Below are 25,252 nucleotides of genomic sequence, written 5' to 3'. Positions count from 1 at the left end.
TGCACAAAGAAATTTAATATCTTTATACTATGATGAATAGTAGATACTTGAATAAAATGGGAGGTCGTAACAATGGATGAGAAAGGAAAATTTGACGAATTCGGCAATAAAGTAGAATATACCTCGGCCAACGCATATGAAGAATTTGAATCTGACCACACCCAACCCGGAGAGGGCTTCAATGAGTTCCAGGAAGAAGCAAGACGCAAATTCAACCGGATCCAGTTTGAGGGGAAAGCGGCCAGAGGCGGAGAAAAGGTCGGAAAGAGCGCACGCAGCCTGTTTGAATTTGCCGGCGACTCCATCGGCCTCCTGATTTTGAAGAACCAGGGCAAAAAAGACCTGGCATATCAGATTATTAAAGGCGGACGCGACCTTGGGAAAACTGCCGAAGACCTTTTGGGAAAAGTATTTCGCGAGGGTGGGAAAGTGGTTGGTGAAACAGCGGAGAAAGTGGATGTAGATTCCTTGCGCCAGAAAGCCGAAGAGGTGAAAGTAAGCCTGACCCAAAAGCTGGAAGAGACAGAACTGCTGGAGAAGGTCAAGCCCGATGAAATCAAGTCAAAGCTGGAGGGCGCATTCCACAAGGTCACAGAAAAGGTCCAGGATCTGAAGAGTGATCTGACCGAGGATCCCGTGTCTGCCGAGCAGAAGAAAGCGGATCTGGAAGCTAAAATCGAAGCCTTTGAAAAGCTGTACGAGGATGAATCCATCGAACGGGAACTTCATTCAACAGAAGGATATAAGCCGGAGGAATCCAAGTCCAGAGAAAAATACTAAAAACAACTGACCTGATGCATCCAACCGAAACAGATGCCAGGTCAGTATTCCCATCTGGCTAAGTCCTACAGGATCAGGATCAGTGTAAGGAACGATACCAGTAATTCATACCAGTAGTATCAGCATCAGGATTTAATCAAATGTCAAATGTCAAATGTCCAGTGTCCAATGTCTGAGAAACGGTGCAAATAATCCAGGCAATTCCCTTGCCGAGCAGAATACCGACAAGACCCCTGCCGAGCAGATCCTTTCTCATGAGAACCGAAATTAAATTCTTGAGTTGATGAGGCAGCTTTTTTGACAACTTCATCAAATGAAAAACAAGCGTCTGTTTTCCGGTAGCAATCCATGGGGTTCTGTTTTACAATGGAATTGTTACCAAATAAGCAAAGGCTGGATCCTGAGGTCCGGCTGAAAAAGGAGTCGTTGCATATGAACCGTATCATGGAAGTTGTACCGAATTATTCCGAGGGAAGAAACCCTGAAGTTGTTGAGAAGATCGTCAATTGTTTCCGTAATCGCGAAAATGTAAAGCTTTTGGACTATTCTTCCGACAAGGATCACAACCGGACCGTTGTCACAGTGGTAGGAGAACCTGAAGCGCTGAAAGCTCCCTTGCTGGAATCCGTCAAGGTGGCAATGGAACACATCGATCTGACCAAGCATACCGGCGAGCACCCGAGAATGGGCGCTATGGATGTTTGCCCCTTTATCCCGATCAAGGGCTGCACCATGGACGATGCGGTAGCGCTGGCTAAGGAAGTGGGCGAAATGATTGGAGCACTGGAGATCCCGGTATTCCTGTATGAAAAAGCCGCCTCTGCACCTGCCCGGGAAAATCTGGCCCAGGTTCGCAAGGGACAGTTTGAGGGGATGGCTGAAAAGATGAAGGATGCCGCATGGCATGCAGATTTCGGCCCGAAGGATGCACCACACCCGACGTTCGGTTGTGTTGCCGTAGGTGCCAGAATGCCCCTGGTTGCCTTTAACGTTAACCTGAACACCAATGATATGGCAACGGCTGATTTCATTGCCAAGCGTGTTCGTCACATCGGCGGCGGACTTCGTTTTGCCAAAGCAATGGGCGTAGAGCTCAAAGAACGCGGAATTGTCCAGATTTCAATGAACCTGACCGATTACACCAAAACATCCCTGTATCAGGCATTGGAAATGGTCCGCTCAGAAGCCAAACGGTTCGGCGTCAGTGTCGTTGGAACGGAAGTAATCGGATTACTGCCTATGGCAGCTCTGATCCAGTCCGTTGAATACTATATGGGCATCGAGAACTTCTCCATGGACCAGGTTCTTGAGACCCGGATCATGGAATAGTCATGAAAAGCTATCTGTTTAAGAACGCCTCAGAGCTGGTGACCCCAAAGGGCACCGCTCTGAAAAAAGGCGAAGAGATGAGGGAACTGACGGTCATTCCGAATGGCTGCGTCATTACCGAAGGGAATCGAATCAAGGCCGTCGGCGGTCCTGAAATCCTTCAGGGGCTCGATGAAGCGGAGTATATCGTCATTGACTGTACCGGGAAAACCATCATGCCCGGTCTGGTGGATTCCCATACCCATTTCATCTTCGGAGGTTATCGGGCCGAAGAGTTCAACTGGCGGCTGAACGGAGAATCCTATATTTCCATCATGGAACGGGGCGGCGGAATCGTGGCAAGCACGAAGGCAACCCGCGCCACATCCCTGGATGAATTCCTCGAAGTGGGGCGTAAACGCCTGCGGTCCTTCGCCAACTTCGGAGTAACAACAGTAGAAGGCAAGTCCGGCTACGGGCTGGACAAAGAAACAGAACTCCGTCAGCTGGAAGCAATGGCCCGCCTTAATCAGGAGGACTGGATCCGAATTGTTCCTACCTATATGGGACCTCACGAAATCCCAGCGGAATTCAAGGGCAGGCCAGACGATTACATTGATTTCTGCCTGAATGAGGTTCTTCCTGAGGTTAAGGAAAGAGGACTTGCGACGTTCTGTGACATATTTACGGAAAAAGGCGTGTTTAACATCGAGCAGTCCAGAAAATTCCTCACAGCAGCCCGTGAAGCCGGATTCGGCATTCGCATGCATGCGGATGAACTGTTCGCGGGATTTGGCGGAGCGGAACTGGCCGGAGAGTTGAAAGTGACCTCAGCCGACCACCTCCTGAAGATTTCGGAAGAAGGTATCAAAGCAATGCGGGACAATAATGTTTGCGGCACCTTGCTGCCACTGACCGCCTTCTCGATCAAAGCTGATTACGCGCCGGCCCGTAAAATGGTCGACATGGGAATGGGCGTAGCTCTGGCAACTGACCTGAATCCGGGCTCCTGCTACTCTGAGTCCATCCCGCTGCTCATCGCTTTATCCACGATCTATATGGGACTGCGCATGGAGGAAGTTGTAACAGCACTGACTCTGAACGGCGCGGCTGCCCTGGGACTGGCCGAAGAGAAGGGAAGTTTGGAAGCTGGCAAACTGGCGGATATCGCGGTGTTTGACGTGCCCAATCATCAGTTCCTGACCTACCATTTTGGGGTCAACGAGTGTGTTTACACTATGTCCGAGGGACGCGAAGTCTATCGGAAACAGGATATTTTCTAAAAGTACAACGAGGTGCAGAACATGGGTTATGATGTCATCATTGTGGGTGGCGGCCCCGCCGGCATGTATACCGCCCTGACCCTGAGCGAACAGGGCCTGAAAAACATTTTGGTCCTTGACCTGAATGAAGATCTGGGCGGGACTCTGAATGAGATTATCGAAGTCGATGAATCTTATGAATTGGAAGGCTACACCGGGGTGGAGATGGCAGATGATCTAAAGAAGAAACTGATCCTGCACGGTGTGGACTATGAACCAATGACACATGTTCTGTCCGTTGACAAAGATAAGACGGTCAAAGCTCTTAGTCCGGAAAAAGGGCTGCGCTATCTGAGAACCAGAGCGCTGGTGATTGCCACCGGAGCCAGGGAACGGCCACGCGGTATCTTGAACTTTACCTCAAAGCGAACATCCGGCATTTTCAGTATTGGCAGTGCCAGAAAGTTTATTGTGGAGCAGGGCTACCTTCCGGGCAACCGCATTGTGATTTTCGGATCTGACTGGACTGGTCTTTATCTGGCCAAGCTGCTAAAGACGGAAGGAGCCGACGAGGTAACCATCGTCGATCAGGTTCGCGAACTGAATTTCCCGGATGAAAAGCTTGCCCGTTTCCATGAATTGTTTCAGATCAAGGCGGAACTCGGGTACACAATAAAAGAAATTCATGGCATGAACCGGATCACCGGCGTGACCATTGAACGGAACAGCAGCCGGGATGACGTTCAGAAAACCAAGGAGCTGTCCTGCGACACCATCCTGCTGTCTGTGGGCATGTCACCGCAGCGGGAACTGTACAAGCGCTTCCGCCGCGATCCGGAAAACCAGGGAGTATTCATCACCGGCAATGCCGAACGAATCTCCTTTGATTTGCATGACATCCACAAGCGAGCCGTTGAAACGGCACAGAAAGTCATCGATTTCCTGGCTGAGCCTGAACCACCGGAGTCCCCTGAATCCTAGGGATCCGGGAGAATAAATAAAACGAGCGAGATCAATATCTGGCTCGTTTTTTTCGCCGGTTGATGCTGAAAAATACAACCGGGGTATGATCTTATTTTTCCCGCGGAAAGTGGTACAACCGATCAAAATCGGATCGCTTCATCTGGTAATGCAGCCGATCGATGAAATCTTTGTCCAAGGGAAACACTCTTTGTTCCGTTCCGGTCTGAATGAAGCCAACTTTATTCAAACAGCGGCGAGCGGCCTGATTAGTACTCAGGGTATCGGTGGTTACCTTCTGCAGGCCAAGCGAATAAAACGCATAACGCAGTCCCATGATTAAAGCGCAGGTTCCGATGCCCCGATGGCGATTCGCTTTGGCTGCAATCCCCATCGTCACGGTGCAGTGTCCTTTTAAGAAATCGATGCCCCACAAGGTGAGCTGACCGACCAGATGGTCATGCTTCATAATGGCGAAGCTGAGCAATGTTTCGTCCGATTGGACGGAAGCTGATTGATCAGGACCAGAAAATCCGCTGAGTGGTTCACTGATTTTGGACAGAGGAACGGCGCGAAAAGGAAAAGTCGTTTCCTCACTGAGTTGTTCAAGCTGCTCCAGGTCACTGGGTTTCAATGCCCGGAGATAGATGGAGTCACAATTGGTTGTCATAGTGAACCTGCCTAATATAATTTTTTAAAACAGCGCTTGCAGATGATGGTCTTACCGCCATCGGCCTTCATGTAATTACCTTCCGCTACGGGCTTCCTGCACAGGCTGCAAAGCAGCGCTTCGTGAGTCGGAACCACTTTTGGCGACGGGATCGGTTTCGCTTGTGCCGGATTCTGGCGCTGCTTCTGTTCCAAAAGTGCCTGAATATTGGCCAGGTCCCGCTCAGTGTATCCGCGGGCCGGAAGGAGTCCGTTCAGCTTTTTGTTGCTGGCCGGCTGATACAGGATTGGTTCTTCGGACTGGTCATGGCGGCGGATTTCGTAAGACATCCGAAAGACCGATTCTGCAAAAAGCTCCAGTTCAAAGCGCGGTTCCACCTTGTCGTAGTATTCCTCTATGATGAGGCGCCGAACCTGAGCATCATTGACAATCAGACCGGATTTTTCAACTCCGTCGAAAATGCTCTTGGTAATGTTGTTCGTATCAGGGTGCCGCTTCTCGCTTTTATAATAAACCCTCAGAACAGCTATGAGGCTCTCCTCAAAAGTCACTCCGGGATTCTGAGCCCGGGCACAGGCGGCAATATTTTCCTCATACAGGGCATAGCGGTCGTGATAGGTGCCGGAGTTGTCCGGAAGGATCGCACGGCCATTCTTATTGTGCATCTTAAAATTCGATTTGGTGATGGGGGAGCCCATCACTACGACTTTGGCATATTCAGACATGACGTCACCTTTTCATTTACTTGGAATCAGAGTATAATTATCATCTTATAGATGATTCAAGTGATTTGATTTGATTATAGCATAACAGGCTCAGTCAGCTGACTTTTCCGATTTGACTGAGATTTCGAACAGGAGTGATTATACAAAATGAAAGACCAACTGATCCTGGGCATAGAGACAAGCTGTGATGAAACGGCTGCGAGTGTCGTGCGCAACGGACGCCAGGTCCTGTCCAATATCATCTCTTCCCAGATCCCGCTGCATCGCAAGTTTGGGGGAGTGGTTCCGGAAATGGCTTCCAGGAAACATACAGAGAATATTACCGGTGTTGTGGACCTTGCGCTGAAAGAAGCCGGAGTGACACTGGAAGACCTTGATGCCATCGCGGTGACTCGGGGGCCTGGGCTGGTCGGAGCTCTGCTGGTCGGGCTGCAATATGCCAAGGGACTGGCGTTTGCTCTGGGTAAACCTCTGATCGGTGTAAATCATATTGAAGGGCATATCAGTGCCAACTACATTCAATATCCGGAGCTGGAACCACCGTTTGTCAGCCTGGTTGTTTCCGGGGGACACACGTTCATCGTGGAGGTCAGGAACTACCGGGATTATGTCGTAGTAGCCAAAACCCGGGATGACGCGGTGGGCGAAGCCTTTGACAAAGTCGCGCGGGCACTGTCACTGCCCTATCCCGGCGGACCGCAGATTGATCAGCTGGCCAGAAAGGGAAACGAGGACGCAATTGCCTTCTCACGTCCTAAATTCCATGAAGAAACGCTGGATTTCTCATTTTCCGGCATCAAGTCGGCGGTTCTGAATTATCTCAACAGCGCGGCTCAGCGGGGAGAGACCATCGTCCCAGCTGACGTGGCGGCTTCGTTTCAGAAAGCCGTGGTCTTCAATCTCATTGATCACGCCATGCAGGTAGCTGTGAATCGCGGCTACCATAGAATCGCAGTAGCCGGAGGAGTTGCCTCAAACAGTTATCTGAGGCACAACCTGGTGGAAGAAGGGAAGAAGCAGGGGATCGAGATCCTGTTTCCCGCCGCCGTACTGTGCACTGATAATGCGGCGATGATTGCCAGCGCCGGGTATTATCAGCTCCAGGCGGGAGATATATCTCCCTTATCCATCAATGCGGAGCCAAACCTGGGACTTCGGCTGTAATTGCAGGACCAAACCGGACTTAACCAAAATGACACCAGTAACCGCATCGAATGAGTTAAAATGTGAAGTGAGAGAATAATAGGATCGGAGGGGTTGACCATGGGTGATCCAGATCACATTAATAACAACATGACCGGACCGGATCCTCAACCGACTGAAAGGATCCGAGTCCCCCGAAAAATGGGCTATCACCTCATTACGACTTTGACGACAGGTCTGGTCGGCCTGCTGATGGGACTTTGGCTGGCGATTTTTTTATTGCCGAATACCGCTTTGTTCCATGACTCCGCGCTGGGAAAGTACATTGAGGAACATGCCCAGTTGGCGGCCAGGGAGGCTTCAGAAGGCATAATGAGCGATGTCTCCAAGCAGCTGAAGGCCATTGAAGCGCAAAAAGCGATTATTGAGGAGACCAGCGATGATCCCGATATGACGGTATCCGAAATTGTAGCCCAGTACAAAAGTTCAGTGGTAACCATTGTGACCAAAATCAGAGACACAGAATCTGAAAACGAGATGCGCAATTTTATCGGCAGTGGATTTATTTTGAACCGCGATGGAATGATCGCCACCAATCAGCATGTGATTGGCGGAGCGGACACCATCACCGTGATTCTGGCTGATGGCCGTGAGGTATCTGCCAAGGAGATCAATTCAGATCGGGACACTGATCTTGCAATCATTAAAATTGATAATCGGATTTCGCTTCCTGGAATTGTGACAGTAGGAAATTCAGATACCATTACGGTCGGAGAACAGGTGGTTGCCATTGGCAGTCCGGTCTCGAGAAATTTTGCCGGAACTGTGACCAGTGGAATCATTTCCGGAAAAGACCGCAATGTCTATATTGGCGATTCTGTCATCAGTTATCTTCAGACCGATGCCGCCATCAATGAGGGGAATTCGGGCGGACCCTTATTCAATGCCAGGGGGGAAGTCATTGGAATCAATACGGCAAAAATGTCCGATGATGTACAGGGAATCGGATTCGCTATTCCCATCAATATCCTGAAGGAAAAGCTGACCTACTTATCCAGAGTACCACTGTACACCGGGTTTACTGCCAAAGATCTCAATCCGGAAGCGCTGGAAGCCCTCAACATCAGCAATGGCGTCGTTGTGATCGCGGTGGATAAATTATCTCCGGCGGAGAAAGCCGGTCTTCAGGAAAAAGATATCATTCTGACCTTTGATGGCAGGGAAATCCTGAAGACCAGCCAGATGAACGATATCCGGGAGCGTCACGATCCCGGCGAAAAGATCAGGATGGAGATTAAGCGAGGCAACGACCTGCTGACACTTGAACTGGAACTGACGGCCCGACCCTGATTCGCTCGAAGCCAGGGTGACGCAATCGACCACGGAGTAATGGACCGCGGGGCAGTGAACAAGAATATACCTTAGTTAGATAGCAAAAGCTGCCGGATCCGGCAGCTTTTTGCATTATATGAGCTGCAGGTATCATTTCGGTCTTGCCTGATCAGGAGATGCAGCGGTGGCAGGAATTAACCGACCGGATCGATTTGGAGTCAGGAAAATTATGATCGGGTTCCTGCCGAATGACTCGGATCGCCGGGGACTCCTTCTGAGATGAATCTGGATCAAGACACCTAAAAAAGATTGCATAAAATATAGGGACGGTACTTGAATTAGATAAAATGGGATGTTATACTATGCTCATAGCTTGAACGGGACATAATTCAAGTAGTGTCCCCGAAATGATTCAAATGCAAGGAGAAAAAAATGAGCAATATGTTTAATGACGAAATCAGAGGACAGTTAAAAGAAATATTCAGTGGAATGGTCCAACCCGTGACCATCGAATTCTTTACCGCCAAGGATGAACCCGCGGTTCAGGAAGTGGAGGACTTTTTGAGTGAGATTGCCGAACTCAGCGATCAGATTCAATTGACAGTCAACCGGCTGCCGGAGGATCAGGCAAAAGCGGATCAGCTGGGAATCGTTCGGGCTCCCGGATTCACCGTTATGGGAGAAGGCGGAGTGGACCACGGGATTCAGTTTTATGGATTGCCGGCTGGTCATGAGATTAATTCCTTTATCTACGCCCTGATGGCCGTATCCGGCGGAAAGGAAGAATTGCCGGAAGAACTGGTTCGGGAACTTCAGGGGATGGAGAAGGACATTAACATCAAGGTGTTTGTCACCTTATCCTGCCCGCACTGTCCGGGAGCCGTTTCCAAAGCCCATCGCCTGGCCATGGAAAATAGCCGGATCAAGGCAGAAATGATAGATGCCAACCTGTTCCCGGAACTGTCCCAGCAGCATAATGTTTCTTCCGTTCCCAAGATCGTGTTCAATGATGGTCGGGATCTGGTCGGCAATCAGCCGATTGAATCTTTTATGGCTCATATCAGGGAACTCCAGCGGTAAGCGAAGTTTGGCGCAGGTCGGGATCACCCAAAATCAATTGGTATGATCGGTAAAATCATAAACTAATAACGCAACAGCCAAAATCCTGCCGATCTTCGGCAGGATTTTGGCTGTTGATTTGATTTTTGATATATAAACCGGCTTTGGCCCGTTACTCTTCTTCGGTGACAGCCAGCAGTTCTTCCCATTCGGTCATCAGCTGAGTCAGCTGCGTGTGGGTTCGATCGATCGATGTTTGGACTTCTCTCATGCGCTTCGGATCCATGAAGACATCACTTTCTGCCAGGCTGGCGGTGAGTTCATCCAGGGTTAGTTCGCTGCTTTCGATGGCTTCTTCCACTTCGCGCAGACGAACCCGGGCTTTGCGTTCTTCCCGCTGATTGACTTTTCGTCTCGTTCGATCCTGATTGGACTGGCTTTCTTCAGCTTTTACCGCCGTCGAAGCAGCTTCCGGTTCCCGTTTTTCCGCATAGTAGCTGTAGTTGCCCAGATATTCCTTGATCCCTTCTGAACGGAGCTCGTAAATCCGGTGAATGACCTTGTTGAGGAAATAACGGTCATGGGATATGACAAAAAGCGTTCCGTCATAGTCCATCAGGGATTCCTCCAGGGCTTCGCGCGAGGGGATATCCAAATGATTGGTGGGTTCATCGAGCAGAAGAAAATTATCTTCCCTCAGCATTAGTTTCAGAAGATTGATACGGCACTTTTCTCCTCCTGAAAGAAGTTTGATCGGTTTAAAGACATCATCGCCGCGGAAGAGGTAGGTGCCCAGGGCGGTTCGAAGTTCGGTAGTTGTCAGTTCTGGAAATTCATCCCAGACCTCGTCCATTACCGTTTTTTCGGGATCCAGGTCGGCCTGTTCCTGGTCGTAGTATCCCAGGGATACATTGCGGCCCAGGACCGTATAACCATGATCAGGTGTGATCAGGCCTCGGATCATTTGAAACAGTGTAGTCTTGCCGCGCCCGTTTTCACCGATCAGTGCGATCTTGTCACCCTTTCGAATCAGGAAACTGACATGACGAAACAGGGACTTGGTATCAAAGGATTTGGCCAGGTCGACAACATTCAGTACATCGTTTCCCGATTCATAGCCTGCCTTGAAGTGGATTCCGGCAGCACGACCTTCCTTTTTGGGAGCTTCGATCCGTTGAATCTTATCGAGCCGCTTTTGACGGGATTCGGCCGCCCGAATCGACTTTTCCCGGTTAAACTGGCGGTATTTCTCAATAATGGCTTCCTGCCGCCTGATCTCATCCTGCTGGGCCTCATAGGCCTTAAGCCGGACTTCGTAGGCTTTCTTGTGAAGCTCAAGATAGCCGGTATAGGAGGCGTTATAGGACAGCACTTCACCTTCCAGCATGAGATAGGTGTGATCTGTCACAGCATCGAGAAAATAACGGTCATGAGAAATGACCAGAAGCGTACCTTTGTAACTCTTGAGAAATTCTTCCAGCCATTCGGTGGCTGCCAGATCCAGATGATTGGTTGGCTCATCCATCAGAATGATGGAAGGTTCACTTAAGAGGAGCTTGGCCAGGGCAACCCGTGTTTTCTCACCGCCGGAGAGTACCGAAATTGATTTGCTCCAGTCCGTCTGAGGGATACCCAACCCTGTCAGCACCCGATGAAGCTGGGCGCGATAGGTTTGCCCGCCTTTGATCAGGTAAAGGTCCTGGAGGCTCGCATACTGATTCTGAATCTCTTCATGCCAGCTGCGATTGTCATCGGTCCACTCCGTTTTCATGTCATTTTCCAGGCGGATCAGTGTCTGTTCCATTTCAAGGAGATTCTGAAAGACTTTCAGGGTTTCATCATAGATGGTCCGGTCGGAATCAAGGTCCAGATTCTGCGCCAGATAACCCAGTGTGGCATTGCGGTCAACATAGTATTCTCCTTCATCAGGCTGGATCTGGCGCGTGAGGATTCTGAACAGAGTCGACTTTCCGACGCCATTGGCTCCGATGAGCGCTACTTTGTCTCCTTCATTGATCGTAAAGGAAATGTTTCTCAGGATGACATCCGTTCCATATTCTTTTTTAATATCTTTGCAGGATAATGCGATCATGATTTCTGCCTCCTGTTTTCAACCTTATTATTATAACAGAAGGCGGAGAGCAATGCACAAAATCACGGATCAGTTCTAGGATAAACGCATCAATTAGCCTTCATTTTAACCGACAAATGACTTCCCCTTGTTATTTGTCGGTTTTTAGCACATAATTGTATTACATACTATGTAATACAAAAGGTGGTGAAGGCATGGCTGATTATCCCGATTGGGTGCTTAAACATAAGAAACCAGGTACCTACATCAACGTCGTCAAAGGTAAGTACTATCTGTATGCCGCCCATTCGGAGCGGATCAAAGGTACAGACAAAGTTCGGCGGGTCAGTGATGGTTATCTGGGTCGGATCACTGAGGAAGATGGCTTGATCCCGCCCAAGGACAAAGTGAATGAGCCACCGGTTGTTTTGGAGTTTGGCATGTCCACAACGGTTCTTACCATCTGCGAGAACATCCACAAAGGCCTGCGCCGTACTTTCACCAAAGCTGGTGACCTGGTCATGGCAGCATCCATCCTCTCGTTTTTGTATGGAACTTACGACTCTCTTCTGTTCAAACAATCCTATCTATCCAGGCGCTTCCCAGACCTTGATTTTGACGCGGTTCTGACAAAGCCCCAAGAGTTTGGGATCCAGCGGAGTCAATTGATGATCCGGGACACAATGGCTAGACACTTTGGTGAGGATCTTCCAACCGTGATGCTCCTTTTTCCTCTGGTCTACATGGTCAGCATCAATGACCGGGTTTACCGTTCCGCGGAACCCGAGGTCACCAGACAACTACGATTGAAATATAACTTGAAGTGGGAGGACCAGCTATGAGCAAGATTTGCAGACCCATCCTGGAATACCGGGAAGTCATCAAAGCCACCGGCATAACCATTGACGAGTACACCCCTCCCCAAAAGATCATGAAGCGTTTTATTCGCCTGTTCCGGGAGATCGAAGATGTCAGGATCCAGGCGATGACCGACTACCCGCTCGAGGAGATCCTGGTGATCGCCTTTCTGGCGGTGCTTGGCAATGCCTCGAGTTGGAATGAGATCGAGCGGTTTGGCAATGCCAAGCACAAGTGGCTGAAAAAATTCCTGAAGCTGAACAATGGGATTCCTTCTCATGACACGTTTCGCCGGGTCTTCTCACTGATTGCCTCGGAGCAGCTGGAAAAGGCTACTGTACTGTTTCTAATGGAGAATATGGCTGTCCTCAGGAAGTCTTTGGGCATCAAATCATCGGTACGTCAACTGTGCATTGATGGGAAAGAAGAACGCGGTACGGGACGCAAAGCCGGTACTGATCAGGAGATCCGTAATCTGCAGACTCTGCATATCTACGATGCCTCCAATGGCGTCTGCATAGTCTCTCATCAGATCGACAGCAAAACCAATGAGATCCCCGCTGCCCAGGAAGCACTCAAAATGCTCCAACTCAAAAATGCCATCGTCACCTTTGATGCTCTGCACACGCAGACCAAAACCATCGGAATCATCATGGAGCGAGGCGGAAACTATGTTGGTGCCCTGAAGGGTAATCAGGGAAAATTGGCACTGGCTGCCGCTGAATCCTTCACGGAGAAGAATAAAGTCAGAATTCGAAAAGCTGGAAAGAATTATTACGAGACCACTGAAAAATCTCACAGTCAGATTGAAACCAGGCAGTTCTATATGACCAAGGCCATTGATCTGGATAAGGAGTGGCAGGGGCTTCGTAATTTCATCTGTTACGAGAAAAGGATATTCAGCACAATAACCGGCAAAGAGAGCACTGAAATCCGATACTATATCACCAGTCTCAATGATGTTGAACTCGGCGGAGACGCGATCCGGGGGCATTGGAGTGTGGAAAACCAGCTGCACTGGCATCTGGACTATACCTTCCACGAAGACGACAACACGACAGTGGATCGACAGGCGTTCACCAATTTGAGCATCCTCAATAAGATGGCCTTGTCCCTGTTCAAACTGGTCCAGCCACTGATGAAAAAGAACAGCAGTATCCGGCTGATCCGGAAGGATTTCTCCTGGGGATTCGAAGATAATCTGGCTAAGCTGCTCAATTCCTTTGACGAGAATGTCTTGAAAAACGCTTTAGAAAATGCAAATTTGAATAGAAAATAGGGATCTTGGAGAAAGCGACAAAAACCTTGGGGAAAGTGCGCTCCAAAATCACCTTTCAAGCTGAAACTGTCCCCTGGCCTGTAATGGCCAGGGGACAGTTTCCTTTAAGGTTATGTTGTTTGAATTGATGCGTTTGTCCTAGATCAGTTCTAGGATCTCCATTCAGGGTGAATAAGGAAATGCAGTATCCACGCATAGCCGGGAAAGGATAACTTCTGCCAGAGTGTGTCAGAAGGATAATAAGTTTTCATTTTGGGAATTCATACTGAGTCTTCATTTTGGGATTTCATTCTGAGTATCGATTCTGGGTATTCATTATGAGTAATATGAGACCAGCTATTTAATGTCAATAGGGATCGTCAAGAAAATTGAATGAGGTAGTGATTTTGAAAAGAAATTCCCCAAAAAGATTTATCTGGAAAATAAGTGCACGCCAACAAGACCCACAGGGATATGGGCTATCGGAGAGTTATGATGGCTAGCTTATGAGATGGTATCCAGATGAACCTCATACGGCTTATTAGCCTTCAGTACAGCGTGGATGGTGTACAGTAGTTTCCGTGATACAGCACCGATGGCAGTCCCATGGGACTTCCCTTCGGATCGTTTCTTCTCATAGAAGGCCTTGAAGACCGGATCATGCCTGGAAGCGGATACAGCAGCCATCCACACTGCCCGCCGAAGATAGGGTGAGCCCTTCTTCGAGAGTCGGTTGTGCTGTCCGGTGAAGTTGCCGGACTGCATCATGGTGGGATCCATTCCTGCAAATGCGACAAGCTTCTTTGGGGTAGAGAAGCGATTGATGTCTCCAATTTCCGCCAGGATCATAGCCCCAGTAGCAGCCCCGACACCAGGGATCGTCTGAATGACGGAGTTGATTTTCTTTAACTGCGTGTCAATCTTATTTTCGATTTCATGAAGCTGGCCTTCTGTGAACTCAACCTGCTCAATCAGGATCTTCAGCTGAAAGGCAAAGGCATCCGAGCAGATGGTAACGCCAACTGACCGGGATGCAGCCTCTTTGAGCTGCTGCGCTTTATCGGCGCTGTGACGACCTCTGCTGGCCTTATTAAGCAAATCAGCCAAAGAATCGGTGTCAACCTCCATCGCCTGTTCAGGAGTTCCATAAGTCTTTAGAAAGGCCTTGGAGCTTTGGCCAAACAGATTCGAGAAGAGCTTGTCATATTCCGGGAATACCTGATCCAGGACTGTGATAACTTGGCGTTTATAGTTTGCGCAGGAGTCTTTCAGAGATTCACGAAAACGAGCGAAATTGCGAAGGATCAGGATATCCTCATCCGCAAGGTGAGTTTCAGTGAACTTGCCAAAGCGGATGACTTCGGCCACCAAGAAGCAGTCCACCGCGTCAGTCTTCTGTTGACGGATGTGGAAGTTTCGAAGACTGTCGGATTGGATCGGATTGATCACGTGCAGAATATAGCCTTGTTCATGCAGAAATGAGTAAAGCGCCAGCCAGTAATGGCCGGTGGCTTCCATCCCGATGCAGAAGGTTTCATCCTGTGGGAGGCGATCCTGAATTAACTGGGTGAGCTTCTCGAAGCCCTCCTGGGTGTTTGTGAAGCGCAGAGACTTGCCCACATGGCTGCCATCCTCCCTGATGAAACCTGCTTCATGGTTGTTCTTGCCGATGTCAATGCCCAGATAGTACATAGATCACCTCTAAGATCAAGATTTACAGGGTGAACCCTCACGCTCCGGCGGCTCACAACCTCCTTGGACAGACGGAGAAGACCCAAAAGTCTCAACATCCAGCTCATTCGTGAACTGCCGCAAGAGGTGAGGCGCCACTCTCATAAACGAGGAAGAACCTCAAGGTGGGAGCCGGCGACACTCACTCTGCATGCTTATATTATGGCAGTTAATTACAGTTACGAAAAACCTATTAACTACTACAACATTATTCTAGGAGGGGGAGTGCTATGTCCGGAGTCTTGGCGAAGCCCTTTTTTCTTTCGGCAGATCTTGTTATAATTGATAGCTGGATAGAAAAACAGGCTGGCTGCAGCTTCTTCTTGATCGATTGGGGGAAATCAAATGAATAGTTGGAATGTGCTGCTGATCGGGGTAGCCCTGGCGATGGATGCTTGTGGGGTCGCGCTGTCCATTGGTATCAATTGTCAGGTGGATCGACTGAAGAAAGTGCGGTTTGCGTTGTCCTTTGCGTTCTTCCAGTTTGCCTTTGCCTTTATAGGCGCTGCTTTGGGACGGCTCATCAATCAGGAGATTGCCGCTGTGCCGACATTGATCGGAGGATTGGTAATACTGGGTGTCGGCATTATGATGATCCGGGAGGGTGCACAGCAGAAAGAGGAATGCATTCTGATCAAGCCGGGCATGGAGATTGTCCTCGGGGTATCGGTATCGATTGACGCCATGATTGTCGGCATTACGGCGTTGTACTCCAGAGGAGAGTACATTTTGCAGGATGGACTCCTGATCGGAGTTGTCACCCTGATTCTGGTCAGCCTGGCATTCGTGCTGAGCAAGCGTCTTCAGTCTGCCCCTCTCGTAACAAAATACGCCGATTTCATTGGAGGAGCCATTCTGCTGGTGTTCGGTTTGAGAATGGCTTTTCTCTAAGACGGGAACCATTGGAAAATCTGCTATAATTACAAATAGAAGTCAAGAGGGACATGGTTGTTTCCGTCTGGGAACCGGTCCCATGTACCTTAGTACTGCTTTCTTCGACTACCGGCGGCGTCCCTGATGTTTCGGATGGGACAGCCGATGATATTAAAGTCACTGCATTGCTGCATTCGGAATCATTTAATGTATTCCGATCTCCCCATGCTTTGTTTGTCACTCACTCTGCCATGCATTTTTTATGTTTTCTATGAGTTGATTATTTGCACTGACCGGTATAATGATAGAAAGGAGAACGGCAAGGGGACCGATTCATTCGTAACCAATGAGAGACTATTCTTCCCGCAGTAATCGGAAGAGAGGAACCTTGCCTAAAGATCGATGAACGTTCAGGAATTGCTCAAAAAACACGGTCTGAAAATCACAAAGCCCAGAGAAGCCATTCTGGAAATCCTTGCTCAGTCCGATCATGGACTGGATGCCGAGTCCATCCGGGATGAAGCCGAAAATCGTGAGCTGTACATCAACCTCTCGACCGTCTATCGGACGCTGGAGCTTCTGGAGAGTATCAGTGTCCTTGATAAATTTGACCTGGGAGAAAAGAAGTATAACTATGTGCTGAAGCGGGATCACCATATGCACAGCCTGACCTGTGAAATCTGTCATAAGACGGTGGATCTGGACTGTCCCATGGTGAAGATCGAGGAGCTGATTAACCGGGAAACCGGATTCTCGATTATGGAACACCGGCTGGAACTGAAGGGAATCTGTGCAGAATGCTCCCAGCGGCTGGAGAAAACAGCTTCTGAGGGGGACAAGGAAGGTTCAGCCTCCGGCAGAAAACAAAAGTAACAGGACTCCCCATGCGAAGGCCGGGATCCTTAAATGAAGAACCGCGTCGGATCACTGTTGTGGATCCGACGCGGTTCTTCATTGGTTTTACAGAGGATCAACGCATTGCCCTAGGCTCGGTGAAGAGCAATGTTATGCGGTTTTTCAGCGAAGGAAGAACGAACATAACAGGACGGCGACACTCATGATGGCGATGGTTCCCCCCGGGGCTGAATCCAGATAATAGGAGAGGACCAGGCCGGACAGGACGGCGATCAGACCAAAGCCAACAGCCCAAAGCAGAGTCTTGCGGAAGCCCGCTCTCAGATTCAAGGCTGCCGCCACCGGCAGAACCAGAATGGATGAAATCACCAGGAGACCGGTAATCCGGATGGAGACTCCGACAGTAGCTCCGGTCAGTGCCATGAACAGGTAATTCAGGGACACAACCGGGATTTTCGAGATCTCCGCGCCTTCTTCATCAAAGGTGATATAGAGCAGCTGCGAATAGAAGATTCGGATAAAGATCAGGCTGATCAGCGTGACTGCTGCGATCAGGAAAAGATCAGAGGGTTCTACTGTGAGGATTGAACCAAAAAGGAACGATTCAATATTGGCGCTGCTCCCGCGTGAAGCCAGGATAATGGCCAGGCCGACATTGAACGTCATGACAATGGACATCACGACCTCTTCGTAACTTTTAAACCGGTTGCGCAGGTACTCAATCAATAGCGCTGCCAGCAGCGTGTAGATCAAAGAGGCGACGGAGGGATTCAACCCGAAGAACGCACCCAGTGCGACGCCGGCGAAAGCGGAATGGGACAAGGTGTCGCCCATCATGGAAAACCGTTTGAGTACGAGGAAGGAACCGATCACCGGACAGAGCAGGGCGATCAGGAATCCGGCCGCCAGGGCGTTTCTCATGAAATCATATTGCAGCATGGGAATGTTCCTCCAGGTGATGTAAAAAATTGTCCCGGTCATCGTGGCCGATTTGGTTTTTATACTCCTCAACGGTAAACCATCGGACCTGGTTTTCCTTCATGGTCAGAATATGAGTCGAGTGATGCAGGGCAAATGCTACATCATGTTCAATGGAGACAATCGTCAGGCCTTCCTGATTCAGTTTCAGGAGCAAATGGCGGATGACTTCGCGGGAGTGACTGTCAATACCGGTCAGCGGCTCATCCAGAATCAAAAGATCCGGACAGGCAGAAATTGCCCGGGCGATCAGAACCCGCTGCTGCTGACCCCCGGAGAGCTCTCCGAACAGTGCTTCCGCCTGATCCTCCATTTCTACCATGGCCAGATACGTTTCCGGGGAACCCTGGCAACCCCTGGCCATGTGGATCGCGAGCATTTCGCGCACAGTAATGGGAAAGCGCATATTAAACTTGTCTTTCTTTTGCGGCACGTAACCAATTTTGGATAAGGTCCGGCGGATCTCTCCCTTGACGGGTTTGAGCAGACCCAGCATCAGCTTGATCAGGGTTGACTTGGCAGACCCGTTTTCGCCCAGGACAGTCAGGAATACTCCGGGTGCAATGGTCAGGTTCAGATCATGGATCAGAACCGGTGATCCCGGTTCATAGTTGAATTCAAGATTTCGGATTTCCATGGATTTCCCTTCAATGCGGAATGACTGCAGTCAACCGCTTTTTTCAAAGTTTGTTCAGGTATAAAGCACGGTGGCAGGATCAGGCTCATTTCCGGCAGGAATCCGCAGTCCGGGTGTTCTGAGCTTATGAATGATCTGTTCGCTTCCAAGGACTCTATTCAAAAAAATTATAGGACATACAGCCTTTAAAATGCAAATGATTTGCATCATCTCGACTCGAAAATGAGGGAACAGGTGGGACCGAGCACGTTCAAGGACTTTCCTTGGGTGAAGCACTTTCAGGGAGAAACAGGACCAAAGAGGTAGCAGGTAGTTCGGAGATATTGAATTTTATGTAACGAATATCCGAAATATCAGGCCTTTCCCTGTATTTACCCGACGGATTCCTTTAATATAGTAGGTAAAGGGAGACGTCTTAGGATCCCGATCGAGGAGATAAGCAAAACGGAATGAATCAATGGAAGAACAGATCCCGGGGGATCGGAATCACCGTGGGTCTGATTATCATCAATCTGGCGGCATTCCTCTATTCAGCCTGGTTGTCGGAGTCAACGAACATCCATCCGCTGGTTCTGGTATACCTCGGGGGCAATTATAAGCCGCTGGTGGAAGCAGGAGAGTATTATCGCCTGGTAACGGCCATGTTTCTGCATGGCGATATTCAGCATTTGGCGTTCAATATGTATTCGCTGTGGGCATTGGGGTCCAATCTCGAACGGATGCTGCCAAAGTGGAAGTATTTTATTTTGTATATGGTATCAGGGCTGGGCGGTTCACTGCTCTCCCATCTGATGCATGAAGACACCGTCAGCATCGGCGCTTCCGGGGCCATCTTCGGCCTGCTGGGCGCACTGATCGGCTATGTTTGGAAAAATCGGGAAATGTTCCGCAGTGGTGCCCTGCTGAACTTGCTGGTGATTGCCGGCATCAACCTGGCCTGGGGTTTCCAGCCGGGTTCGGGGATCGACAACTATGGTCACCTGGGTGGCCTGGCCGCCGGCTTCCTCTTATCACTATTCATTAAACCGGGCAGGAGGTAAATCGTAACATGAGCGCAAAAGTAACATCAGTCACAACTACGATGTCAGAGACCGATCTGATGGAGAATATCCGGGAGTTTGTCCAGGTCGAAGGGCTGACAGTCAACAACGTGGAGTTTAAAAACAACTCCATCGAAGTAACGGCCAATTACCATAAAATTATCGACATCCCATTCTTTGCCAGTGTGCATGTGGCATCAGTTGCCAATAATGTAATCCGGATCCGGATTGAGAAGATCAAGGTTCTCAGGCTGGGCATTCCGAATGCAGTGCTCTCAGCGGCTCTGGCCTTTGCCATGAAGAAGGCCAAGGATCTTGGCATCACCTATCAGGACGGTCACATTCAGGTGGATGTGGATGACGCACTTCAGAAAGTGCCCCACGTTCATGTCATGATTGACAACATCATCATGGAGAATGGACTGCTGGCGGTTAAGGTGTCCGGCATCCAGGCCGATGTCAAGGCCATGCAGGCAGACAAAGCCGCCCAGGAAGCGGCTGCGGCAGCTGCCGAAGTGGAAGCGGTTAATCAGGCTGTCGTTGAAGCCAGACAAATGGAGAATTTCAACATTAATCTGGCTAGCATCGAACCGGCTGAGGATGAGTATTCAAGGCTTCGCCGTGATCTTTACAAACGGGTGCCGCTGGATTATAAGAAACACTACGAATATATTGCCGCCCTGCCGGACCTTCTGGTTCTGGGCTACCGGGTCATGAGAGACCGGCGCGTTCTGGCTAAGGATAAATGGATCATCGGTCTGAGTCTGGGCTACTTCCTGTCTCCCATTGACATCATACCGGACAAGTTCCCGGTTTTAGGAGCCATTGATGATCTGGCGCTGTTCGTATTCGGCGTGAATCATCTGACGAATCGAATTCCGCTGCCCATTGTCGTGGAGCATTGGTCCGGAGATCTGAAAACATTGAAGTTTGTGAAGGACAACATCGGAAAAATCATGGGCATGACCGGATCATCCAACATTGAGCGGGTCTATGATCTGGTGGACGAAAAACTGGATGAAAAGTTCGGTGCATACCAGGATGATGATTTTTACTTCAAGAATCCGGTGGTTCCCACTTCTGTGGAGATCTGAATCAAACCGGAAAAAATTCATGTATAATAGAATGTAAAGTGAACCGACAAGGCATCCGCTGACAGGGTGCCTTTTCCATGGAAGAGGTTATATGGCGAAAAAATACTATGCAGTGGCCAAGGGCCGGGAGGGATCCGGCATTTATACCGACTGGGGTCAGACGGAGCAGAATGTCCGGGGAATTTCCGGCGTGAAATTTAAATCATTCCCGAGCCGGGACCTGGCAGCACACTTTCTGAAGGAATTGGGTATTCCCGCCGATCAGATCCAGGTGTTCCCCGAGCATGCGTCAGTCCGGGCCGAGTCGGAACAGACCCGATTCAGCCAGGCCGGTGCCCGGGAGAACGAAGGCTCACCGGAAGGCCTGACCGGAGCTGACAGCCTCTCCGGACAGGCGGAGCCATTCCCAGGAGAACCAGAAATAACCGCTTCAGAGTCCGGGGCAGCTCCCCAGGCGGATCATCTGGTCGCTTATGTGGATGGTTCCTTCCGGCAGGGACACAGCGTCTATGGCTATGGCGTGGTCATCCTTGCCGGAGACCGGGTCATTAAAACCCTTTCAGGGACCGGCTCCCGGCCTGAATATGTTGCTATGCGCAATGTGGCCGGAGAGGTGCTGGGAGCGATCAAGGCAATGCAGTATGCCATGGCCGCAGGTGCCCGCTCACTGGTCCTGCATTTTGACTATCAGGGCATCGAAAGCTGGGCCATCGGAACCTGGAAACGGAACAATGATCTGACCAGGGGCTATCATGAATTTGTTCGATCGGTTCGTCCCCGGCTGAGTCTGACGTTTCGAAAGGTGAAGGGCCATTCCGGAGACGCCATGAATGATCTGGCGGATGAACTGGCCAAACAGGCGGTTCTGAATGAATCTGCCAGAAATAAGGACTGAGCTAGGAAATCTGTCCCCATCCAGGAAACAAACGAAGCGTGAACCAAAGGCTGAAGAACCTCCGGCAGCAGGACATCTGCCACTGGAAAATGTCAGTGCCGGATGGTTTTGATATACTATTGTCAGGCAGGATGTCCTCTTCCGGTTTCAGGCGGCAGAGGGGCAAGTCCGATAATCCAGCACAGGAGGCGGCCATGAGTTTTAAGAACAACCATGCAGAAATGGAATACTATACTCTGATCACGCAGATCCATCAGGAAGCGGGGCGGCATTACCTCGTACTGGATCGGACGGAGTTTTTTGTGGAAGGGGGCGGTCAGCCCTCCGATCAGGGAACGATTCAAGGGCATAAGGTGCTGTCGCTGCATGAGATTGACGGCCGGATCTGGCATGAAGTCACGGATCCTTCCGAATTGTTTGTGGGCATGCGAGTCAAAGTCGAGATTGATGGAGAACATCGTCTGGAAATGTCACGTCAGCATACCGGCCAGCATCTTCTGTCAGCGATTCTGCTGCGCGATCATCAGCTGCAGACTGTAGGGTTCCACATTGGCCAGGAGACGGCTACCATTGACACCGACTGTCCCGTCGCGGAGGATATTCTGGAAGATGTGGCGCATCAGGTCAACTCAGCCATTCTGGAAGGGATTCCGGTGACCTTCTTCATTGAATCAGCGGATCAGCTTGATCGGCTCGGTCTGCGCAAAGCAGTGGATCTTCAGGAAGATGTCCAGGTGATCCGAATCGGAGATCTGGATGTCAGTGCCTGCTGCGGAACTCATGTCGACTCCACGTCGGATCTGCTTTTCTTTTTTATCCGGAAAGTGGAGAAGCACAAGTCCGGGTCGCGCGTTTACTTCCAGTTTGGGAAGCGGGCATTGGATTTTGCCCTGGAAGCTGTCCGCATCGTTCAGGACGCGAAGGAACAGCTGGAAATTCACGAATCGGAAATCCCGTTCCGCGTGCGTCTGCTCCTGGAGCAGACCCAGGAAGACGCCAGAACCATCACGGAACTGAGGACCAAGCTGGCCCGGCAAATGCTGCAGCTGAACGAGTACAATGAAGCTCTGGTATACCAGGAGCTGGATGAGGAAGAAGAACTGATCCGAATTCTGGCTTCCGAACTGGGCCGCCAGGAAAAGGACGCGATCCTGCTGGATATGCGGCAGCTGAGGATTTATGGCAGCCTGTACCGCGACGGTCTGGCCGCCGGAGCACTGTTCCGGTCTCATAAGATTCCCGGAGTCAGAGGGGGCGGCGGACCGCATTCCTTTCAGGGAATTGCCGATACAAAGGAAGAATTACTGACCTTTGGCCGAAAGCTGAAGGCGCTGTTGGAGGAATCAGTATGATATATCTTGATAACTGCGCGACAACCCCGGTTTATCCGGAAGTGGCCGCTGAAATTAAACGGGTGCTGGATGAAGAATTCGGAAATCCGTCGTCTCTTCATGCCCTGGGCCGACAGGCCCAGGACATCATGACCTCGGCCCGCGCTTCCGTAGCCCGGGTCATCGGTGCTCAGCCCGGTGAGATTCTGTTCACCTCCTGCGCCTCAGAAGGAAACAATCAGGTTCTGAAGCACTTTGCAGGCGGCCATATCATTACCACGGAGATCGAGCATCCCAGCGTGCGCAATACACTGCGGGCCATGGCTGAATCCGGAACCAGGGTGACCTGGCTGCCCGTGGACGGTCAGGGCCGGATTGATCTGGAGGATCTGCGCCAAAATCTGACCCGTGACACCTCGCTGGTCAGCATCATGCACGTCAACAATGAGATCGGAGCAGTCAATGATCTGGCCCGGATCGGCCAGATCATCCAAGAGTCAGGCAGCCGGGCGCGATTCCACGCGGACCTGGTGCAAAGCTTTCTGAAATTTCCGCTGGACGTGCGCGCAATGAATCTGGACTACGCCACGGCTTCGGCCCATAAGGCCCATGGTCCCAAGGGGATCGGCATGCTTTATGTGCGCAAGGGACTTCGCCTGACCAGTCTTATTCATGGCGGCGGTCAGGAGGATGGCCAGCGGGCCGGAACTCATAATGTTCCCTACATTGCGGGTTTTGGCAAGGCCTGCGACCTGATTCTGCCTCACCTGGAGGAAAACCGCCGGCAGGTGGAAGCGCTGAAGACCTCTTTACTCGGATTCTTCCGGGAAGAAGATCCCGCCGACCGGTTCCAGCTCAACGGCGATGAGGAGGGATTCTCGCCCTACATCCTCAATGTCTCATTCCGGGGCATCCGCGCTGAAATCCTGCTGCGCCTGCTGGAGGAGAAGGGGATCTGCGTATCGACCGGCTCGGCCTGCTCATCCAAGAATTTAAAGGATTCCCATGTCCTGACAGCTCTGAAGCTGGACAAGGAAGCAATTAAGGGATCCATCCGGATCTGTTTTTCCGATACCAATACCATGGCTGAAATTGAAGAGGCCAAGGCAGGGTTTCAATATGCCCTGGCCTTCGCCGGAAGGATAAAAAGTTGAGTGAACGAATTTTAATCAAATACGCACCCGAGATTTTTCTCAAGGGGCTGAACCGGAAAATTTTTGAAGACCGCCTGATGGCCAATATTCGCGGGGTCCTCGACGGCGAGGACTATAAACTGATACGGGACCAGCTGCGCTGGTTCATCGAAACTGAAGCCGGCGAACGGGTCGCGCAAAAGGTCGCGAAAGTATTTGGCGTCATGGAGGTTGATCTGGTCGAGGAAACCGATGCGAATCTGGATCGGATCGGGGACCACCTGATCCAGATTCTGACGAGCTATCCCAAGGGAACCACCTTCAAGGTGGTCACCAACCGGGCCAATAAGAAATTTCCATTGAATTCCATGGAAATCTCCCGGGAACTGGGAGGGATCCTGCTGAACAGCACGGAAGGCTATTCCGTGGATGTCCGGGATCCCCAGGTTACCCTGAAAGTGGAAATCCGCAGCAAGGCCTATATCTATAAAAAGAAACTGGAAGGAGCCAAGGGCATGCCCTATGGATCCAACGGATCCACCATGCTGATGCTCTCCGGCGGCATCGATTCGCCTGTCGCGGGTTATCTCATGGCTCGACGCGGCGTTCAGGTGACAGGCATCTACTATCACAGCCATCCCTACACCTCAGAGCGGGCCAAGGACAAAGTCAAGGAACTGGCCTCCATTCTCAAAGCGTCCACCGGGAAGTTCCGTCTTATTATTCCATCGTTCACCCAGATTCAGATGGAAATCATTGAAAAATGCCCCGAGGACGAACTGACGATCATTATGCGGCGGTTCATGATGCGTCTGGCCTGTGCCGCAGCCGCCAAGTATAAGATCCACTCCGTTACCACCGGGGAATCGGTGGGACAGGTGGCCAGTCAGACCATGGAATCCCTGGTGGTTTCGGATGCTGTTGCGGATCGCCCGGTATTCCGTCCCCTGGTAGCCATGGATAAGACTGACATCATGGATATAGCGCACTCCATCGGCACTTATGAAACCTCCATTTTGCCCTATGAAGACTGCTGCACGATCTTTGTTCCCAAGCATCCGAAAACCAAGCCCAGACTGGCTGAAATTGAGGCTCACGAGGCTGTTCTGGATATCGAAGCACTGGTCCGGACCACTCTGGATCAGGCGGAGGTGATCGACCTGTGATGACTTGCAAGGAGAGGCTGCGCATCCGGCTCGAAGTCAGGTCTGTGGCATCAGGAACAAAGCTGTATCAGAACGACAGCACCGGTCCGGTGA

23 protein-coding genes are annotated in these 25,252 nt (G+C 50.5%); 17 read left to right on the top strand and 6 right to left on the bottom strand.

Annotated elements, in window-relative coordinates:
- Positions 1-72: 72 nt before the first annotated feature.
- The 4 genes from NQU17_08570 to NQU17_08555 all read left to right on the top strand — a co-directional run bounded on the left by NQU17_08570 (position 73) and on the right by NQU17_08555 (position 4,331).
- Positions 73-780: a hypothetical protein gene (locus NQU17_08570; protein UUM10738.1), complete on the top strand. Its 708-nt coding sequence runs from the start codon at positions 73-75 to the stop codon at positions 778-780.
- 432 nt (positions 781-1,212) lie between these two features.
- A complete protein-coding gene (gene ftcD, locus NQU17_08565) occupies positions 1,213-2,109 on the top strand; it encodes a glutamate formimidoyltransferase (protein ID UUM10737.1) in 897 nt (298 codons plus the stop codon).
- Positions 2,110-2,111: 2 nt separating this feature from the next.
- Complete coding sequence (hutI, locus tag NQU17_08560) at positions 2,112-3,371, top strand: imidazolonepropionase (GenBank protein ID UUM10736.1); 1,260 nt, start codon at positions 2,112-2,114, stop codon at positions 3,369-3,371.
- A 21-nt stretch (positions 3,372-3,392) separates the two neighbouring features.
- Positions 3,393-4,331 (top strand): NAD(P)/FAD-dependent oxidoreductase, encoded by a 939-nt coding sequence (locus NQU17_08555; protein ID UUM10735.1) that lies wholly within the window; start codon positions 3,393-3,395, stop codon positions 4,329-4,331.
- 91 nt (positions 4,332-4,422) lie between these two features.
- Here the strand turns inward: NQU17_08555 and NQU17_08550 are convergent, their stop codons facing one another.
- Together NQU17_08550 and NQU17_08545 are read right to left on the bottom strand one after the other, a co-directional pair.
- The gene (locus tag NQU17_08550) at positions 4,423-4,980 is read right to left on the bottom strand and encodes a GNAT family N-acetyltransferase (GenBank protein UUM10734.1); all 558 of its coding nucleotides are present in this window, start codon (positions 4,978-4,980) and stop codon (positions 4,423-4,425) included.
- 11 nt (positions 4,981-4,991) lie between these two features.
- Positions 4,992-5,705, bottom strand: a complete 714-nt coding sequence (locus NQU17_08545; GenBank protein ID UUM10733.1) for a RusA family crossover junction endodeoxyribonuclease — start codon at positions 5,703-5,705, stop codon at positions 4,992-4,994.
- Between the two features lie 147 nt (positions 5,706-5,852).
- Here NQU17_08545 and tsaD point away from each other — a divergent pair, with 147 nt between their 5' ends.
- The 3 genes from tsaD to NQU17_08530 all read left to right on the top strand — a co-directional run bounded on the left by tsaD (position 5,853) and on the right by NQU17_08530 (position 9,260).
- Positions 5,853-6,869 (top strand): tRNA (adenosine(37)-N6)-threonylcarbamoyltransferase complex transferase subunit TsaD, encoded by a 1,017-nt coding sequence (tsaD, locus tag NQU17_08540; protein ID UUM10732.1) that lies wholly within the window; start codon positions 5,853-5,855, stop codon positions 6,867-6,869.
- Between the two features lie 99 nt (positions 6,870-6,968).
- A complete protein-coding gene (locus NQU17_08535; GenBank protein UUM10731.1) occupies positions 6,969-8,198 on the top strand; it encodes a trypsin-like peptidase domain-containing protein in 1,230 nt (409 codons plus the stop codon).
- Positions 8,199-8,612: 414 nt separating this feature from the next.
- Positions 8,613-9,260 (top strand): thioredoxin family protein, encoded by a 648-nt coding sequence (locus NQU17_08530; protein ID UUM10730.1) that lies wholly within the window; start codon positions 8,613-8,615, stop codon positions 9,258-9,260.
- A 151-nt stretch (positions 9,261-9,411) separates the two neighbouring features.
- On the opposite strand, the gene NQU17_08525 is transcribed toward NQU17_08530, so the two are convergent.
- Positions 9,412-11,331, bottom strand: a complete 1,920-nt coding sequence (locus NQU17_08525; GenBank protein ID UUM10729.1) for an ABC-F family ATP-binding cassette domain-containing protein — start codon at positions 11,329-11,331, stop codon at positions 9,412-9,414.
- 194 nt (positions 11,332-11,525) lie between these two features.
- Here NQU17_08525 and NQU17_08520 point away from each other — a divergent pair, with 194 nt between their 5' ends.
- The gene (locus tag NQU17_08520) at positions 11,526-12,152 is read left to right on the top strand and encodes a hypothetical protein (GenBank protein ID UUM10728.1); all 627 of its coding nucleotides are present in this window, start codon (positions 11,526-11,528) and stop codon (positions 12,150-12,152) included.
- Positions 12,149-13,447: an ISAs1 family transposase gene (locus NQU17_08515; GenBank protein UUM10727.1), complete on the top strand. Its 1,299-nt coding sequence runs from the start codon at positions 12,149-12,151 to the stop codon at positions 13,445-13,447. Before NQU17_08520 ends, NQU17_08515 begins: the two co-directional genes overlap by 4 nt.
- 483 nt (positions 13,448-13,930) lie before the next feature.
- Here NQU17_08515 and NQU17_08510 read toward each other — a convergent pair whose 3' ends face one another.
- Positions 13,931-15,118, bottom strand: a complete 1,188-nt coding sequence (locus NQU17_08510; protein ID UUM10726.1) for an IS110 family transposase — start codon at positions 15,116-15,118, stop codon at positions 13,931-13,933.
- 384 nt (positions 15,119-15,502) lie between these two features.
- Here NQU17_08510 and NQU17_08505 point away from each other — a divergent pair, with 384 nt between their 5' ends.
- Complete coding sequence (locus NQU17_08505) at positions 15,503-16,048, top strand: manganese efflux pump MntP family protein (protein ID UUM10725.1); 546 nt, start codon at positions 15,503-15,505, stop codon at positions 16,046-16,048.
- Between the two features lie 384 nt (positions 16,049-16,432).
- Positions 16,433-16,903: a transcriptional repressor gene (locus NQU17_08500; GenBank protein UUM10724.1), complete on the top strand. Its 471-nt coding sequence runs from the start codon at positions 16,433-16,435 to the stop codon at positions 16,901-16,903.
- Between the two features lie 144 nt (positions 16,904-17,047).
- On the opposite strand, the gene NQU17_08495 is transcribed toward NQU17_08500, so the two are convergent.
- Together NQU17_08495 and NQU17_08490 are read right to left on the bottom strand one after the other, a co-directional pair.
- The gene (locus tag NQU17_08495) at positions 17,048-17,824 is read right to left on the bottom strand and encodes a metal ABC transporter permease (protein ID UUM10723.1); all 777 of its coding nucleotides are present in this window, start codon (positions 17,822-17,824) and stop codon (positions 17,048-17,050) included.
- Positions 17,811-18,500, bottom strand: coding sequence for a metal ABC transporter ATP-binding protein (locus tag NQU17_08490; protein ID UUM10722.1), 690 nt, complete (start codon positions 18,498-18,500; stop codon positions 17,811-17,813). The genes NQU17_08495 and NQU17_08490 overlap by 14 nt, the downstream gene beginning before the upstream one ends.
- A 449-nt stretch (positions 18,501-18,949) precedes the next feature.
- Between NQU17_08490 and NQU17_08485 the strand changes: the two genes are divergently transcribed.
- From NQU17_08485 to thiI, 6 genes are all read left to right on the top strand, one after another.
- Positions 18,950-19,540 carry a rhomboid family intramembrane serine protease gene (locus NQU17_08485; protein UUM10721.1) on the top strand — a complete coding sequence of 197 codons (591 nt, stop codon included), beginning with the start codon at positions 18,950-18,952 and terminating at the stop codon, positions 19,538-19,540.
- Positions 19,541-19,548: 8 nt separating this feature from the next.
- Positions 19,549-20,634, top strand: a complete 1,086-nt coding sequence (locus NQU17_08480) for a YkvA family protein (protein ID UUM10720.1) — start codon at positions 19,549-19,551, stop codon at positions 20,632-20,634.
- A gap of 91 nt (positions 20,635-20,725) precedes the next feature.
- A complete protein-coding gene (locus NQU17_08475; protein UUM10719.1) occupies positions 20,726-21,529 on the top strand; it encodes a viroplasmin family protein in 804 nt (267 codons plus the stop codon).
- Positions 21,530-21,723: 194 nt separating this feature from the next.
- Positions 21,724-22,881, top strand: coding sequence for an alanyl-tRNA editing protein (locus NQU17_08470; GenBank protein ID UUM10718.1), 1,158 nt, complete (start codon positions 21,724-21,726; stop codon positions 22,879-22,881).
- On the top strand, positions 22,878-24,014 hold the full coding sequence (locus NQU17_08465) for a cysteine desulfurase (GenBank protein ID UUM10717.1): 1,137 nt from the start codon (positions 22,878-22,880) through the stop codon (positions 24,012-24,014). The genes NQU17_08470 and NQU17_08465 overlap by 4 nt, the downstream gene beginning before the upstream one ends.
- Complete coding sequence (gene thiI / locus NQU17_08460) at positions 24,011-25,159, top strand: tRNA 4-thiouridine(8) synthase ThiI (protein UUM10716.1); 1,149 nt, start codon at positions 24,011-24,013, stop codon at positions 25,157-25,159. The genes NQU17_08465 and thiI overlap by 4 nt, the downstream gene beginning before the upstream one ends.
- Positions 25,160-25,252: the final 93 nt, after the last annotated feature.

This window comes from Clostridiaceae bacterium HFYG-1003 (assembly GCA_024579835.1).
Taxonomy (GTDB): Bacteria; Bacillota; Clostridia; order Clostridiales; family Clostridiaceae; genus JG1575.
Note: the sequence above shows the minus strand (reverse complement) of the source record. Positions and strands in the feature narration are given on the sequence as shown.